The 15614-nt window shown below is 64.1% G+C and carries 12 protein-coding genes and 1 pseudogene; 11 read left to right on the top strand and 2 right to left on the bottom strand.

The window, feature by feature from the left end:
* Window positions 1-67 precede the first annotated feature (67 nt).
* A complete protein-coding gene (locus ACQR1W_RS24715) occupies window positions 68-988 on the top strand; it encodes an alpha/beta fold hydrolase (protein WP_434853235.1) in 921 nt (306 codons plus the stop codon).
* 191 nt (window positions 989-1179) lie between these two features.
* Here the strand turns inward: ACQR1W_RS24715 and ACQR1W_RS24710 are convergent.
* Window positions 1180-2185, bottom strand: a pseudogene (locus tag ACQR1W_RS24710) (alpha/beta fold hydrolase).
* 135 nt (window positions 2186-2320) lie between these two features.
* Window positions 2321-2581 carry a DUF6489 family protein gene (locus ACQR1W_RS24705; RefSeq protein ID WP_008969213.1) on the bottom strand — a complete coding sequence of 87 codons (261 nt, stop codon included), beginning with the start codon at window positions 2579-2581 and terminating at the stop codon, window positions 2321-2323.
* 656 nt (window positions 2582-3237) lie between these two features.
* Here ACQR1W_RS24705 and ACQR1W_RS24700 point away from each other — a divergent pair.
* The 10 genes from ACQR1W_RS24700 to ACQR1W_RS24655 all read left to right on the top strand — a co-directional run bounded on the left by ACQR1W_RS24700 (window position 3238) and on the right by ACQR1W_RS24655 (window position 15480).
* Complete coding sequence (locus ACQR1W_RS24700; RefSeq protein ID WP_434853234.1) at window positions 3238-4836, top strand: ABC transporter substrate-binding protein; 1599 nt, start codon at window positions 3238-3240, stop codon at window positions 4834-4836.
* A 106-nt stretch (window positions 4837-4942) separates the two neighbouring features.
* The gene (locus tag ACQR1W_RS24695) at window positions 4943-5929 is read left to right on the top strand and encodes an ABC transporter permease (RefSeq protein ID WP_434853233.1); all 987 of its coding nucleotides are present in this window, start codon (window positions 4943-4945) and stop codon (window positions 5927-5929) included.
* On the top strand, window positions 5926-6900 hold the full coding sequence (locus tag ACQR1W_RS24690) for an ABC transporter permease (RefSeq protein WP_434853232.1): 975 nt from the start codon (window positions 5926-5928) through the stop codon (window positions 6898-6900). Before ACQR1W_RS24695 ends, ACQR1W_RS24690 begins: the two co-directional genes overlap by 4 nt.
* A 34-nt stretch (window positions 6901-6934) precedes the next feature.
* Window positions 6935-7918, top strand: coding sequence for an ABC transporter ATP-binding protein (locus tag ACQR1W_RS24685; RefSeq protein ID WP_434853231.1), 984 nt, complete (start codon window positions 6935-6937; stop codon window positions 7916-7918).
* A complete protein-coding gene (locus ACQR1W_RS24680; RefSeq protein WP_434853230.1) occupies window positions 7915-8904 on the top strand; it encodes an ABC transporter ATP-binding protein in 990 nt (329 codons plus the stop codon). Before ACQR1W_RS24685 ends, ACQR1W_RS24680 begins: the two co-directional genes overlap by 4 nt.
* Before the next feature lie 102 nt (window positions 8905-9006).
* On the top strand, window positions 9007-10809 hold the full coding sequence (locus tag ACQR1W_RS24675; protein ID WP_434853229.1) for a gamma-glutamyltransferase family protein: 1803 nt from the start codon (window positions 9007-9009) through the stop codon (window positions 10807-10809).
* A gap of 13 nt (window positions 10810-10822) precedes the next feature.
* Window positions 10823-11533: a DUF1028 domain-containing protein gene (locus tag ACQR1W_RS24670; RefSeq protein WP_434853228.1), complete on the top strand. Its 711-nt coding sequence runs from the start codon at window positions 10823-10825 to the stop codon at window positions 11531-11533.
* A gap of 364 nt (window positions 11534-11897) precedes the next feature.
* Window positions 11898-13406 carry an ABC transporter substrate-binding protein gene (locus ACQR1W_RS24665; protein WP_434853227.1) on the top strand — a complete coding sequence of 503 codons (1509 nt, stop codon included), beginning with the start codon at window positions 11898-11900 and terminating at the stop codon, window positions 13404-13406.
* A gap of 240 nt (window positions 13407-13646) precedes the next feature.
* Window positions 13647-14588 (top strand): ABC transporter permease, encoded by a 942-nt coding sequence (locus ACQR1W_RS24660; RefSeq protein WP_434853226.1) that lies wholly within the window; start codon window positions 13647-13649, stop codon window positions 14586-14588.
* A 1-nt stretch (window position 14589) separates the two neighbouring features.
* On the top strand, window positions 14590-15480 hold the full coding sequence (locus ACQR1W_RS24655; protein ID WP_434853225.1) for an ABC transporter permease: 891 nt from the start codon (window positions 14590-14592) through the stop codon (window positions 15478-15480).
* Window positions 15481-15614: the final 134 nt, after the last annotated feature.

Raw genomic sequence — 15614 nt, 5'->3', positions numbered from 1 at the left:
CAGGCCTCCTCCCCAGTTCGATAACATGCGATACAGTTCCACCGGCTTTGAAACGAGGAACCCAGTTGTGACCGCAATTGCTCATCAGCCCCAGCATATCGCGCGCGCCAATGGTATCGACATCTGCTACGAGATTTTTGGCGATCCCGCTGCAGAGCCGCTGGTGCTGATCATGGGACTCGGCGGGCAGATGTTGATCTGGGACGATGAGTTCTGCGCGCAGCTTGCAAGCCGCGGCTTTCGCGTCATCCGCTTCGACAACCGCGACATCGGCCAATCCAGCAAGATGCATGGCGGCAAACGGCTCACGCCGTTCGAACTGCTGAAGCTGCGCTTCTTTCATCTTCCGGTGTCGGCTCCCTACAAGCTCATCGACATGGCCAAGGATACGGTCGGTCTGCTGGACGCGCTCTCGATCAAGTCTGCGCATCTGGTCGGCGCCTCGATGGGCGGCATGATTGCGCAGGAGATCGCATTGTCGTTTCCCGAGCGCGTGCGGTCATTGACCTCGATCATGTCGACCACGGGCAATCCTCGGATTCCGCCGCCGAGCCGCGAGATCGCCATGATGCTGATGATGCCGGCGCCGAAGACCAAGGAGCAATATGTCGAGCGCTTTTCCAGGACCTGGAAGATGCTGCGGGCCGGCTCCTTTCCGGAAGACGAAGCGCGCGACCGGGCGCTTGCCGAGCGCTGCTTCGCCCGCGGCATCAATGCGGCCGGCGTCGGCCGGCAATTGCGCGCTATCCTGGCCTCCGGCAGCCGTAAGCCCCGGCTGCATCTGGTAGAGGTGCCGACATTGGTGATCCACGGCACCCGGGATCCGCTGGTGCATCCCTCCGGCGGACGCGACACGGCGGAGTCGATTCCGAATGCCAAGCTCCTGATGATCGAGGGCATGGGCCATGCCTTGACGATCCGGACCTGGCCGCAGATCATCGACGCGATCGCAGCCCATGCGCATGGCGCGAGCGCGCAGGCGGCGTGACCCAATTGGAAACGAGTTGTCGCCGCAAAACCGGTGTCGTCCCTGCGCACGCAGGGACCCATAACCACCTGCGCTAGTTGTTGAGCCGATCTGGAGCTCCAGCTCGCCTGACCACGACCTCCTGTGGCTATGGGCCCCTGCTTTCGCAGGGGCGACAGCCAATTCTTGGCGGCGACCTTTATCTCATCATCTCAGCCGAACCGCCGCTTGCGCCATTCGATCAGCTTGGCGCTGACCTCCTCCGGCTGCTCCTGCTGCGTCCAATGGCCGCTGTTGCGCACCAGGTATTTCTCGAGGTCAGGCACCAGCTTTTCCATGCCATCGGTAGCCGAGGGTGGCAGCACGGCATCGTGCTCGGCCATGATCATCAGCGCCGGCACGCGGACGGTGTGATCGAGGCCTTCGGCCCTCCGCCAGTTGCGCGACATGTTGCGGTACCAGTTGATACCGCCGGTGAAGCCGGTTCTCCGGAACGTCTCGACAAACACCTGCTTCTCCTGCTCCGACAGGATCGGCTGGCGCGCATCGCGACTGGCGTCATAGGCCGCGACCATCTGCGGGAAGGCAAGATTGACCGTCTTCGCTGCGCCGATGCCTGCCACCGGCGGCTCCTTCGCTCCGTCATCACTGCGCGGCACCGGCTTGCGCATGAAGGCGTCGAAGGTCTGCTCGACCCGGCTGCCGAAGATGCGATCCGGCTCGCGCGCGGGATCCTGGAACTGGACGATGTACATCGTCTCGCCGAAGCGCTTGCGCATGATGTCGATCGGATCGGCGGGCGCGCGGGGAAGATGCGGCGTGTTGACGCCGACCACGCCAGCGACGCGGTCGGGATAGCGCAGCGGCATCTGCCAAACGACAAAGCCGCCCCAGTCGTGGCCGACGAAGATCGCCTTGTCGATCTTAAGGTGATCGAGCAAGCCGACCAGATCGGCCGTCAGATGCTCGATATCATAGGCCTCGACCGGCTCCGGCCGGTCAGTCGCGCCGTAGCCGCGCTGGTCGGGTGCGATCACGCGGATGCCGGCTTCGCTGAGCGCCCTGATCTGGTGCCGCCAGGAGAACGCCAGTTCAGGCCAGCCATGGCACAAGACCATGGGCGGCCGATCCGTGGGCCGGTCCCGCCTCGTAATAGCCCATCCGGATGCCGTTGGTCGCGGCAAACTGCAGCGGCGGCATGACCGTGGCGTCGCTCATGCGTCCCTCCTGTCCCTGCCTTTTGTTGTAGCGGCCAGGCGCCTCAGCGGCGCCTGCGCCCATCATCGTGCAGATCGTGGGAGGTCGATGCAACCCGCCTCCGGCCCGTTCAGCCGAATAATTCGAATGAAGCAATCAGGCCGATTTCCGGTCGCTCGAGCGGCTGCCGCCGAGCCCGGTCATCGTCACAAACAGGTCCTGGAATTTCTCCGCCAGCTTCGGATCGAAGCTGAACCAGCTCTGTAGCAGAGCTTCCGGAGCCATCTTGTCGATGTTGCTCATCATCTGCTGCTGCAGCTTATCCATGACGGCCATCTGCATCGGGCCGACGTCAGGGAGCCCAAAGAATTGCCGCGCCTCCAGCGGAGTGCAATCGATCTCGACGTTGACTTTCATATCCCGCTCCGCGCTATTCGAACCGCCCTCGTGCCGCCACTCTGAACAACCCCGCCCCGACCCGCCAAGTCCTTAAGACCAAGTCCTTCGAGCCCCATCGCATCGAGAAGCACTGACCAGTATCACCGGGCCGGCCCTCCTCTAGCAAGCGAGTGAATCGCTCTGGCACGCGATTCCTACGATATGGTCAACCGAACCAACCGGATATCGGCCTTAGGGGTAACGTGGCAGGTCGATCGTGGTGCCAAGGGTCGCACGGTTGAATCTGCCGGGCTCGGTCGTCGGTCGACTACGGTAATCGCTGTCCTGCTGCGCTGCGATCCCCGATGCGGCAGCTAACCATATACCCCGGCGCATCGTCAAAGCGGGCTTGTCCGAGCCTCAAGAACTCTGCAACATGCGGAATGTCGGAGTGCGTCCGGCCTGAACTGCCCGCAAACGCTCGCGCTGGAACGGCTGCCCCGAACCGGCACCAGTCTTGCAGGCGTGCGACGTTAGACGGTGCGGCACAAACCGCGGCATCTCGCATGCGCGCGCCTGTTGCCTTTCCGAAGTCCACTCAGGAGGCGCTGCGACGTTTGTGAGATCAACAAGGATGGGCGCTCGCTCGTCAGACTGCCGAAAACACAAGCGGCTCAAGCGGAGTATTTGACCATATGGCTGTACGCCACCCTCTTTTCGCAGCGATCACCTTCTCGCTGCTCGCATTCGTCACCGAGCCGGCATCGAGCCAAAGCTTGCGCTATGCCAATCAGGGCGACCTGAAATCGCTCGACCCGTATACGTTGCGGGAAACCACCACGACCGCGCATCAGTCACACGTCTATGAGGGTCTCGTCGCCCGGGACAGAAACCTGAAAACCATTCCGGCGCTCGCTGAAAGCTGGGAGACTCCGGAGCCGACCCGTTGGCGCTTTCACCTGCGCCACAACGTCACGTTCCACAACGGCGATCCCTTCACCGCCGATGACGTGATCTTTTCCGCCGCACGGGTGCGCGCCACGGGTTCCAACTTCACCAGCGTAATTCCGCCGGACGCCAAGTTCATCAAGGTCGACGATTTCACCGTCGATGTCGTGCTGTCTTCGCCCAATCCCATCCTGATCAGCCAATGGGACGGCTGGTTGATCATGGACAAGAAGTGGTGCGAAGAGCACAACGCCGTGGCGCCGACGCCTGCCTCGGCAACTACACCGAGCTACGCTTCGCTCAATGAAAACGGCACTGGACCGTTCACGATCGAGAGCCATCAGCCCGGCGTGAAGACCGTGTTCAAGCCTTACCCGAAGTGGTGGGGCAAGCCCGAACATAATCTGAAGGAGATCGTCTTCACGCCGATCGCCTCCGACGCCACGCGTGTCGCGGCCCTGCTGTCCGGCGAAGTCGACGTCATCGAACCGGTGCCGATCCAGGATATCCAGCGGGTCAATGCGAGCGGTGTTGCCAAGGTGCTGTCCGGGCCGGAATTGCGGACCCTCTTCCTTGGTTTCGATCAGAGCCGCGACGAACTCCTGTACTCGAACGTGAAGGGCAAGAACCCGTTCAAGGACATCAGGGTCCGCCAGGCTTTCTTCAAGGCGATCGACGTCGACCTGATCAAGTCCCGCGTCATGCGCGGCCTGTCGACGCCGACGGCGTTGATGATTGCGCCGGAGCTGTTCTCGCTCTCGAAGGACTTTACGCGGGAAAAGCCCGATGTGGACGCCGCCAAGAAGCTGCTCTCCGAAGCCGGTTATCCTGACGGCTTCGAGGTGACGCTGGACTGCCCGAACGACCGCTACGTCAACGACGCGGCAATCTGCCAGGCGGTGGTCGGCATGTTGGCCCGGATCGGGGTCAAAGTAGATCTCTTGGCTCAGCCGAAGGCGCTGTTCTTCGCCAAGGTGCTGAAGCCCGGCGGTTACAAGACCTCGTTCTACATGCTCGGCTGGCAGCCCTCCTCGCAGGATTCTCACAATGTGCTGCACGACCTCATGGGTTGCCGCGACGACGCCAAGGATACGACCCGGGGCGAATCCAATCTCGGCGGCTACTGCAACAAGGAGTTCGACGCGATCACCGACAAGGTCCTGGTCGAAACCGATCCGGCCAAGCGCGATCAGCTGATCAAGCAGGCCTTCCAGATCGGCATCAAGGACTACGCCTATATCCCGCTGCACCAGCAGGCCCTGGCCTGGGGTGTCTCAAACAAGGTGAAACTGACGCAGCGTGCCGATAACCAAGTGCTGCTGTACTGGGCTACCAAGTCCGAATAGGCGGCAATGACCGGGAAGCCCCGTCAAGCAGACCTGCTTTTCGGGGCTTTTCATTTGCGACGCGCGGTGCTACCCGCCGCGCTTTCTGGAGAAAGCTAAGAACCAGATGCTCGCCTTCACGCTTCGCCGAGTGATCCAGGCTGTTGGCGTCATGATCGCGGTCGGCATCATCTCCTTTGCGATGTTCCGGTTCGTCGGAGACCCCGTCAGCCAGATCGTGGCGATCGACACCTCCGCAGCCGAACGCGCCAACATCCGCAAGTCGCTCGGCCTCGACGACCCCGTCATCGTGCAGTTCGCGCGTTACCTGACTAACGCAGCGCAATTCAATTTCGGCGTGTCCTACCAATTCCGCCAGCCCGTGGCGGACCTGCTGAAGGAGCGGTTGCCGGCCACGCTGGAGCTCGCGATCTGCGCCACCATCCTCGCCCTGGTGGTCGGCATTCTCATGGGCGTCTATTCCGCGTTGCGGCGTGACTCCTTTCTGGCGAAGCTCCTGCAGGCCGTGTCACTGATCGGGATCTCGCTGCCGACCTTCCTGATCGGCATCCTGCTGATCTACCTGTTCTCGGTCACGCTCGGCTGGCTGCCATCCTTCGGCCGCGGCGACACCGTGAAACTTGGCTGGTGGACGACCGGCCTGCTCACGATCTCGGGGTGGAAGGCTCTGATCATGCCGTCGATCACGCTCGGGCTGTTTCAGATGACGCTGATCATGCGCCTGGTGCGAGCCGAGATGCTGGAGGTGCTGCGCACCGACTATATCCGCTTCGCCCGCGCGCGGGGACTAACGACGCGCGCCATCCATTTCGGCCATGCGCTGCGCAACACGCTGGTTCCCGTGATCACCGTGGCAGGGCTACAATTTGGCTCAGTAATTGCCTTCTCGATCATCACCGAAACTGTGTTTCAATGGCCGGGAATGGGCCTGTTGTTTGTTCAGGCCGTGCAGAACGTCGATATCCCGATCATGGCCGCGTATCTCGTGATGGTCTCCCTGATGTTCGTCACTATCAACCTGGTGGTCGATATCCTCTACACCGTGGTCGATCCGCGTCTGCGCGCGACCGTCAGCCGGCCTGCATCATCATGAGCGACGCCGTCGTGCCACATCACACTGACGCACCCGCCGATCATGAGCCGGTCACAGCCGATGGCTGGCTGAGGCGGGCGCTGGCGAGCGACCTGTTCTACGCGTTTCGCGGCTCCAAGCTCACGATGGTCGCAGCCGTCGTCACGCTCCTGCTGTTCCTGCTTGCGATCTTCGCCCCCCTACTCGCGGTGCAAAATCCGTTCGACCCGGCGCAGCTGCAGCTGATGAATTCGCGGATCGCTCCGCTCTGGACCGCGGATGGTCAGAGTCCATTTCTGCTCGGCACCGATGAGCAGGGCCGCGATGTGCTGTCGGCAATCCTCTATGGTCTGCGGATCTCGCTGATCGTCGGCGTGCTCGGCGTGGTGTTCTCCGGCGCGCTCGGCGTCGGGCTCGGGCTGATCGCCGGCTATTTCGGCGGCGTCATCGACACCATCATCATGCGCGTCGCTGACGTGCAGCTCACCTTCCCTGCGATCCTGATCGCGCTTTTGGTCAATGGCATCGTCAAATCCGTCTTCGGCAACCGCCTGGATTCGGCGAGCATGCTGGCCGTGCTGGTGGTCGCGATCGGGCTGAGCTTCTGGGTGCAATATGCGCGCACGGTGCGCGGCTCGGTGATGGTCGAGAAGAACAAGGACTACGTCGCGGCCGCGCAGCTGATCGGCCTGCCGGCGCCCGTGATTTTGCTGCGCCACGTGCTGCCCAACGCCACCGGGCCGGTGCTGGTGATTGCGACCATCAATCTCGCGCTTGCGATCATCACCGAGGCGACGCTGTCATTCCTCGGCTCGGGCATGCCCGAAACCATGCCCTCGCTCGGCACCCTGATCCGCATCGGCAACAACTATCTGTTTGCCGGCGAGTGGTGGATCGTGGCTTTCCCGGGCCTGACCTTGGCCGTGCTCATCCTTGCAATCAATCTGCTCGGCGACTGGCTGCGCGACGCGCTCAATCCGAAGCTGCGGTGAGCCGCTTGCGTCGTATTCCGAAGGCTCCGAACCGATGACCGCCCCTGTCCTGTCCGTGCGCAATCTGCAGGTCGAATTCGCCAGTCGCCGCGGCGTGCTGCGTGCGATCGACGGCGTCTCCTTCGACATCGCCAAGGGCGAAGTGCTCGGCGTCGTCGGCGAATCCGGCGCGGGCAAGTCCGTGACCGGGCTTGCGGTGATCGGCCTGATCGACCGGCCCGGCCGCATCGCCGGCGGCGAGATCCATCTATCGGGCCTGCGCATCGACAATCTCGAGGCGGAGCCGATGCGCCAGGTGCGGGGAAAGCGCATCGGCATGATCTTCCAGGATCCGCTGACCTCGCTCAATCCGCTCTACCGGATCGGCGACCAGATCATAGAGACCATCAAGACCCACACGACCCTGACCGACCAGCAGGCGCGCAGACGCGCGATCGATCTGCTCGCCGAGGTCGGCATCCCCGCACCCGAGAAGCGCATCGACGGCTACCCGCACGAATTCTCCGGCGGCATGCGCCAGCGGGTGGTGATTGCGCTCGCGCTCTGCGCCGAGCCCGAGCTGATCATTGCGGACGAGCCGACCACCGCGCTCGACGTCTCGGTGCAGGCCCAGATCATCGCGCTGATCAAGCGCCTCGGCCGCGATCACGGCACCGCGGTGATGCTGGTGACCCACGACATGGGCGTGATCGCCGAGACCTGCGACCGCGTCGCCGTGATGTATGCCGGCCGCATCGCCGAGATCGGTCCGGTGCAGGAGGTGATCAAGAATCCGCTGCACCCCTACGCCAAGGGGCTGATGGGCGCGATCCCGACGCTCGCGGGCGAAGACAAGCGGCTGGTGCAGATTCCCGGCGCGATGCCGCGGCTCTCGGCGATCCCACCCGGCTGCGCGTTCAACCCGCGCTGCAGCTTCGCCTTCGATCGCTGCCGGATCGAACGACCCGAACCACTACACCAGGGAACGCAGGCGGTCGCCTGCCATCTCTATGATCGCGCGACGGAGAGCGCGGCATGAGCAGCTTCGTCGAGGTCAGGAATCTCCGCCAGGTGTTCGACGTCTCGAAGCCCTGGCTCAACCGCGTACTGGAAGGTGGGCAGCCCGAATTGCTGAAGGCGGTCGACGGCGTCAGCTTCGAGATCAGACGCGGCGAGACCTTCGCCCTGGTCGGCGAATCCGGCTCCGGCAAGACCACGGTGGCGCGCATGGTGGTCGGCCTGCTGCCGCCGACCTCGGGCGAGGTGGTCATCGACGGCGTGTCGATGACCGATCCGCGCCAGGCGCAGGCGCGCAGAAAATTGCGGCGCCGCATCCAGATGGTGTTCCAGGACCCTTACGCGAGCCTTAATCCGCGCTTCCGCGTTGATGCTGTTATTGCCGAGCCGATCCGCGCCTTCGGCCTGATCGACGGCGAGCGGCAGATCAAGGATCGCGTCGGCGAACTCTTGACCCTGGTCGGCCTGCATCCCGATGACGGCCAGAAATTCCCGCATGAGTTCTCCGGCGGCCAGCGCCAGCGCATTGCGATTGCGCGCGCGCTCGCCTCGGAAGCCGAGTTCATCGTCTGCGACGAGCCGACCTCGGCGCTCGACGTCTCCGTGCAGGCGCAGATCCTCAACCTGATGCGCGACCTGCAGGATCGTCTCGGCCTCACTTATCTGTTCATCAGCCACAACCTCGCCGTCGTCCGCCACATGGCGAGCCGGATCGGCGTGATGTATCTCGGCCGCGTCGTCGAAATCGCGCCGGCCCGCGCGCTGTTCGAGAATCCGCGCATGCCCTACACCAAGATGCTGCTGGGTGCGGTGCCGGATCTGTCGATGTCCGGCCGCCAGCGCATTCCGGTCAAGGGCGAGATCCCCAATCCGATCAATCCGCCGCCGGGGTGCAGCTTCAACCCGCGCTGCCCTCTCGCCTTCGATCTCTGCCGTCGCGAGGCGCCGCGTCTGATTGACGGCGTCGCGTGCCACGCCGTCAATCAACCGACCGCCGTGCCGGTGTGATTGCTACAAACGCAGGCGTGCTCTGTTGCCGCGGCAGTTGGCATCCCAGGAGGGCCATGATCAACTGCGCGCGCTGCGCCGACCCCGCCCCATGGACCGCTCATGAGCTTCATCAATCCTGATCCCTTCACCACCCGCCCCGAAATCGAGGGCACGTTCGGCGTCGTGACCTCCACGCACTGGCTTGCAACGGCGGTGGGCATGGCCGTGCTCGAAAAAGGCGGCAACGCATTCGATGCGGGCGTCGCGGCGGCGTTCACGCTTCAGGTGGTCGAACCGCATCTCAACGGTCCCGGCGGCGACGTGCCGATCATCCTGCATGACGTCAAGCGCAAGCGGACCGAAGTGATCTGCGGCCAGGGCCCGGCGCCGGCGCGCGCGACCATTGCGCACTACAGACGCGAGGGCCTCGACATGGTGCCCGGCACCGGCCTGCTCGCTGCCGTCGTGCCCGGCTCATTCGAATCCTGGATGCTGCTGTTGCGCGACTACGGCACGATGAGGCTGCGCGACGTGCTGGAGCCCGCGATCGCCTATGCGCGCGACGGCTATCCGCTGGTCGAACGCATCTCGGCCACCATCCAGACCGTGGAGCAGCTGTTCCGCACGCACTGGCCGACCTCGGCCGCGGTCTATCTGCCGCACGGCGAGGTTCCGAAACCCGGGACTCTGTTCACCAACCCACAGCTCAGCGCGACCTATGCACGCATCCTGCAGGAAGCGGAGAGTGCAGGCGGAAATCGCGAGGCGCAGATCGAACACGCCCGCAAAGCCTGGTCGCAGGGCTTCGTCGCCGAGGCCATCGACCGCTTCTGCCGGACCCAGGAGATCATGGATGTCTCGGGGTCGCGGCATCGCGGCGTCTTGTCGGCCGACGACATGGCCCGCTGGCAGCCCACCATCGAGGCGCCGCTCGCCTACGACTACGGCCGCTACACCGTTTGCAAGGCCGGCGTCTGGAGCCAGGGCCCGGTGCTGCTGCAGCAGCTCGCGCTGCTGAAGGGCTTTGCGCTCGATGGCCTCGATCCGGCCGGACCCGACTTCATCCATTGGCAGGTCGAAGCCGCCAAGCTCGCTTTTGCCGACCGCGAAGCATTCTACGGCGACCCAGATTTCACCGAGGTCCCGATCGCGACGCTGTTGTCGGACGCCTACAACAATGAGCGCCGCAAGCTCATCTCGGACAAGGCCTCGCTCGACTTGCGGCCCGGTTCGATCGAAGGGTTTGGCGCCATCGTCAAATTGAACCGTGCCGAGGGCGTCCGCGAAGCGGTCGGCGCGATGGGATCAGGCGAGCCGACGGTCGGTCGCTTCGGCGAGGTGCGCGGCGACACCGTGCATTTCGACATCATCGATCGCGACGGCAACATGATCTCGGCGACGCCGTCGGGCGGCTGGCTGCAATCCTCGCCCGTCATTCCCGATCTCGGCTTCTGCCTAGGGACTCGGGCGCAGATGTTCTGGCTGGAGGAGGATCATCCGGCGGCGCTGGTGCCGGGCAAACGTCCGCGCACCACGCTGTCCCCCACCATGGCGCTGCGCGACGGCGAGCCGTATGTCTCCTGGGGGTCGCCGGGCGGCGATCAGCAGGACCAGTGGAACACGCAGTTCTTCCTGCGCCACGTGCACGCTGACATGAATCTGCAGGAATCGATCGACGCGCCGGCCTGGCACTCCGAGCATTTCCCGATCTCGTTCTGGCCGCGCACCGCGCGCCCCGGCGTGCTCGTGCTCGAGAACCGCGTGCCCAAGGCCACGATCGAAGAGCTACGCCGCCGCGGCCACATCGTCGAGGTCGGACCCGACTGGTCCGAAGGCCGGCTCACCGCGGCCTCCAAGATCGGCCGCCGTCGCCGCGCCGCCGCCAATCCGCGCGGCATGCAGGGCTACGCAGCCGGACGATGAGGGCGCTGTCGCCATGACCTGGTCGATCATCGCCAAGGACCAAGCCTCGGGACAGATCGGGATCGCGGTCGCGACCCGCTTCTTCGCCGTCGGGGCGCGTGTGCCCTTCATCGTCGCTGGCCGCGGTGGCCTTGCGACGCAGGCGTTGGTCAATCCCTATTACGGCATCGATGGCGCGACGCTGCTGCGTGAGGGCCGGCCTCCGCAACAGATCATCGAGATCCTCACCTCGGCCGATCCCGGCCGGGAAAGCCGGCAGCTGCACATCCTGGACAGCCAGGGCCGGATTGCGGTGCACACCGGCAAGGACTGCATCGACTGGTGTGGCCATGTCCAAGGCGACGGCTTTTCGATCGCCGGCAACATGCTGGCCGGCGCGGAGGTGCTGAACCAGACCGCTGAGGCCTACATGGCCCGTGCCGCCCTGCCCTTCGCGACGCGGCTGATCGCGGCGTTACAGGCGGGCGAAGCCGCGGGCGGTGACAAGCGCGGCAAACAGTCCGCGGCCCTGCTGATCCACGGCGCGGAGGAATGGTCCATGCTCGATCTGCGGGTCGACGATAATCCCGATCCGCTCGCCGAGCTCGAACGTCTGGAGCAGGTCAGCCGCGCGCATTGGACGACGTTCCGGCGGTTCCTGCCGACGCGGGACAATCCGGCCGGGGTCACTGATCGCGCCGTCATCAACGCCGGCGTCGCAGCGGTCATTTCAGACCCGTCATAGGCAAAGCCGATCGGAATTGAGACCTGTCCGCGGTCGCGCTGCACATCCTGAGGGCAAGCAGCCGCTGCTTTTTGCTGCAGGGCAATGGGCGCACCGCGCCGTCGGCGCTACTCTTGCCTCGCTCACGTCGCGATTGCGGAATCGCAGCACATGGATACCGGGCGCCGACGACCAAGCGCCGCCTGAGCCAGTCTCGCAGAGCGGAACGACGTGCTGCGATTGCGCACAATCCATAGGCAGCTACATCTTGCCGTCACTGGACAAACTGATCGCCGCGTTCTTCCCTGCGGAAGGACCGTTCGCATCCGGTGTTGGTACGGATGGTGCAACGGGCCGGCCGGACTTTGAGCATGGAGTGAGTGAGATGAGGAAGGTTTGCCTCGCCGCTGCCGCGGCAGCGTTCGTGGTTTCGTTGTCCGCTGCCGCGCAGGCGCAAACCACCTTGCGCATCGGGCTTGCCGAGGACCCTGACATGCTCGATCCCTCGCTCGGCCGCACCTATGTCGGCCGCATCGTGTTCTCGGCGTTCTGCGACAAGCTGTTCGACATCGACGAGAAGCTGAACATCGTGCCGCAGCTCGCGCTCTCGCACGAGACCTCCGCCGACGGCAAGGCGATGACGATCAAGCTGCGTCCCGGCGTCAAATTCCAGGATGGCGAACCGCTCGACGCGGAAGCCGCGAAATTCTCGATCGAACGCCACATGAACATGCCGGGCTCGTTCCGTAAATCGGAACTCGCGAGTGTCGATCATGTCGAGGTGATCGATCCCCTCACCATCAAGCTGGTGCTGAAGACGCCCTTTGCGCCGCTGCTTTCTCAACTGACCGATCGCGCCGGCATGATGGTCTCGCCCAAGGCGGTGAAGGAGGAAGGTGACAAGTTCGGGCTGCACCCGGTCTGCGCCGGTCCCTACAAATTCGTCGAACGCGTGCAGCAGGATCGCATGGTGTTCGAGAAATTTGCCGACTACTGGAACAAGGACAACGTCTTCATCGACCGCATCGTCTTTCTGCCGATCGTCGATGCCACTGTGCGGCTCGCCAACCTGAAGTCCGGCGGACTCGACCTGATCGAGCGCGTGCTCGCCACCGACATCAAGGACGTGCGCGCCGACCCCAACCTCGTGCTCTCGACCGCGCCGGAGCTCGGTTATTACGGCCTCACCATCAACATCGGAAACAAAGCCAAGGGTGCGCTGAGCCAATCGGAGAAGGTGCGCCAGGCGCTCGATCTCGCGATCGATCGCGAGGCGCTGAACCAGGTCGTGTTCAACGGCGAGTTCACGCCCGGCAACCAATGGGTCAGCCCCACGCATCCCTACTATCAGAGCGCCTTCCCGGTGCAGCCGCGCAACGTCGAGAAGGCCAAGGCGCTGCTCAAGGAAGCGGGCGTCGCACTGCCGGTGTCGATCGACTACATGGTGCCGAAGGGCGCGGAAAATGAAGCCGTGGCGCAGGTGGTCCAGTCGATGGCGGCGGAGGCCGGCTTTGACATCAAGATCCGGCTGATCGAATTCGCGACCTCGTTCAAGCAGGCGCAGGCCGGCGAATTCCAGATCTTCCAGATCAACTGGAGCGGCCGCATCGATCCTGACGGCAATTCCCACGTCTTCCTGCACACCGGCGCGCCGCAGAACGACGGCGGCTATTCCAATCCCGAAGCCGACAAACTGATGGAAGAGGCGCGGCTGACCGACGACGTCGCGCAGCGCAAGGCGCTGTACGAGAAGCTCACCAAGATCGTACTGAACGACGAGCCGATCATCTATCTCTATCACCGCAAGCTCTTGTTCGCGCACACCAAGAAGCTCGAAGGCTACAAACAGATGCCGGACGGGCTGGTGCGCGTGATCGGGCTGAAGCTGAAGTGAGCATGTCCGCGAAGTGAGAACGATCGTGCTTTCTAGCGTCGGGCACCCTGCTATGGCTCCCTCCCCCCTTGTGGGGTCCGAGGCGAGCGAAGCTCGCTCTCGAGGTTGGGGTGGGGGGTGCCACGAACGCGGAGTCCCGTTGGGTCACCCCTCTCCCTGTCCCTCCCCCGCAAGGGGGGAGGGAACGATGGAGGATGGGCTGTCCGCTAAATCTAGCACCCGTCGAATCGTGCGCCTGCCATGCTGACCTTTCTCGCCCGTCGCCTCATGCAGATCGTGCCGACGCTGGTCTTCGTGTCGATCCTGATCTTCTCGCTGCAGCAATTGCTGCCGGGCGATCCCGCGCTGGTGATGGCCGGCGAGGAGCGCGATCCCGCCGTGATCGAGCAGATCCGGAAACAGTACCGGCTCGATCAGCCGATCCCGGTGCAATATGCCTATTGGGTGAAGGGTGTGCTCACGGGCGATCTCGGCGAGTCGCTGCGGGTGAAAGTGCCGGTGCGCGACCTGATCGTACAGAAGCTGCCCGTCACCTTGCAGCTCGCCTCGATGGCGATCGTTATCGCCTTCCTGATCGGGATCCCCGCCGGCATCATCTCCGCGGTCAAGCAAGGCACCGCCTGGGACTATGGCGCCAACCTGTTTGCGCTGTGGGGCATCTCGACCCCGAACTTCTGGCTCGGCATCATGCTGATCTTCCTGTTCTCGATCAAGCTCGGCTGGCTGCCCGCTTCCGGCTATGTGCCGCTGACCGAGGATTGGCGCGCAAGCCTCGCCTCCACCATCATGCCGGCCTTCGTGCTGGGCAACGCTATCGCCGCGATCCTGATGCGCCATACCAGGAGCGCGATGCTGCAGGTGCTGGAAAGCGATTATGTCCGCACCGCGCGCGCGAAGGGCCTGTCCGAAAGCAGCGTGATCCTCAATCATGCCCTGCGCAATGCATTGACGCCAGTGATCACGCTGGGCGCGCTCGAACTCGGCACGCTTTTGTCGGGCGCGGTGCTGACCGAGCAAATCTTTTCGATTCCGGGCTTCGGCAAGCTGATCGTCGATGCCGTGTTCAATCGCGACTACGCGGTGGTGCAAGGCGTGGTCCTGGTGACGGCGACCGTCTACATCACGCTCAATCTGGTCGCCGACATCGCCTATGTCCTCGTCAATCCGCGGCTGAGGAGCTGAGATGGCGGACGTTGCACTCGCCTCGCGCGCGACGGGCGATCAGAGCGCCCTGGAGAGCCCGGCCCGCCGTGCCTTGCGGCGCCTGCTGAAGCGCAAGGGCGCGGTGGTCGGCCTCACCGTCATCGGGCTCTTCATCGTGCTTGCCGCCTTCGCCCCCCTGATCGCGCCCTACGATCCCATCCAGACCAGCTGGGCGCTGGTCCGCAAGGCGCCATCGGCCGCGCACTGGTTCGGCACCGACGATCTCGGCCGCGACGTGCTGGCGCGGGTCATCTATGGTACGCGCGCCTCGTTGACGGCCGGTGCAGTCTCGGTCAGCATCGCACTCATGATCGGCGTCCCGCTTGGACTGCTTTCCGGCTACGTCGGCGGCGCACTGGACGAGTTGATCAGCCGGCTGACGGATGCCATGCTGGCCTGCCCGTTCCTGATCCTGGCGATCGCGCTCGCCGCCTTCCTGGGGCCGAGCCTGGCCAATGCGATGATCGCAATCGGCATTTCGACGACGCCGATCTTCGTTCGCTTGACCCGCGGCCAGGTGATGAGCGTGAAGGTCGAGGAGTATATCGAAGCGGCGCGCAGCGTCGGCGATTCGGACCTGCGGATTGCGGTCGGACATATCCTGCCCAACATCATGCCGCCCTTGCTCGTGCAAGCAACGCTGTCGATGGCAGCCGCAATCATCGCCGAGGCTGCGCTCTCTTTCCTCGCCCTCGGCCAGCAGCCGCCGTATCCCTCCTGGGGCAGCATGCTGAACGCCGCGCAGCGCTTCCTCACCAACGCGCCCTGGATGGCGATCTGGCCGGGGCTCGCGATCTTCCTGGTCGTGTTCTCGCTCAACCTGGTCGGCGACGGCCTCCGCGACGCGCTCGATCCGCAGCAGGATAGATAAGCTCGCGAACTACAAGTTCTCCGTCATATGCCGCTTCCGGCAAGAGTTCTCGCAACACACACCGCCGTCGTCCCGGGCAAGCGAAGCGCAGACCCGGGATCCATATCCACCGCAGCTCATTGAACGAGGGCTGG

It is taken from the genome of Bradyrhizobium sp. HKCCYLS1011 (assembly GCF_051167795.1).
In the GTDB taxonomy this organism is placed as follows: Bacteria; Pseudomonadota; Alphaproteobacteria; order Rhizobiales; family Xanthobacteraceae; genus Bradyrhizobium.
Note: the sequence above shows the minus strand (reverse complement) of the source record. Positions and strands in the feature narration are given on the sequence as shown.

What these genes read in the sequence shown, in the direction of transcription:
- ACQR1W_RS24705 (WP_008969213.1), bottom strand. Translation starts at nt 2,581, where the DNA reads ATGAAAGTCAACGTCGAGATCGATTGCACTCCGCTGGAGGCGCGGCAA.
- ACQR1W_RS24700 (WP_434853234.1), top strand. Translation starts at nt 3,238, where the DNA reads ATGGCTGTACGCCACCCTCTTTTCGCAGCGATCACCTTCTCGCTGCTC.
- ACQR1W_RS24695 (WP_434853233.1), top strand. Translation starts at nt 4,943, where the DNA reads ATGCTCGCCTTCACGCTTCGCCGAGTGATCCAGGCTGTTGGCGTCATG.
- ACQR1W_RS24690 (WP_434853232.1), top strand. Translation starts at nt 5,926, where the DNA reads ATGAGCGACGCCGTCGTGCCACATCACACTGACGCACCCGCCGATCAT.
- ACQR1W_RS24685 (WP_434853231.1), top strand. Translation starts at nt 6,935, where the DNA reads ATGACCGCCCCTGTCCTGTCCGTGCGCAATCTGCAGGTCGAATTCGCC.
- ACQR1W_RS24680 (WP_434853230.1), top strand. Translation starts at nt 7,915, where the DNA reads ATGAGCAGCTTCGTCGAGGTCAGGAATCTCCGCCAGGTGTTCGACGTC.
- ACQR1W_RS24675 (WP_434853229.1), top strand. Translation starts at nt 9,007, where the DNA reads ATGAGCTTCATCAATCCTGATCCCTTCACCACCCGCCCCGAAATCGAG.
- ACQR1W_RS24670 (WP_434853228.1), top strand. Translation starts at nt 10,823, where the DNA reads ATGACCTGGTCGATCATCGCCAAGGACCAAGCCTCGGGACAGATCGGG.
- ACQR1W_RS24665 (WP_434853227.1), top strand. Translation starts at nt 11,898, where the DNA reads ATGAGGAAGGTTTGCCTCGCCGCTGCCGCGGCAGCGTTCGTGGTTTCG.
- ACQR1W_RS24660 (WP_434853226.1), top strand. Translation starts at nt 13,647, where the DNA reads ATGCTGACCTTTCTCGCCCGTCGCCTCATGCAGATCGTGCCGACGCTG.
- ACQR1W_RS24655 (WP_434853225.1), top strand. Translation starts at nt 14,590, where the DNA reads ATGGCGGACGTTGCACTCGCCTCGCGCGCGACGGGCGATCAGAGCGCC.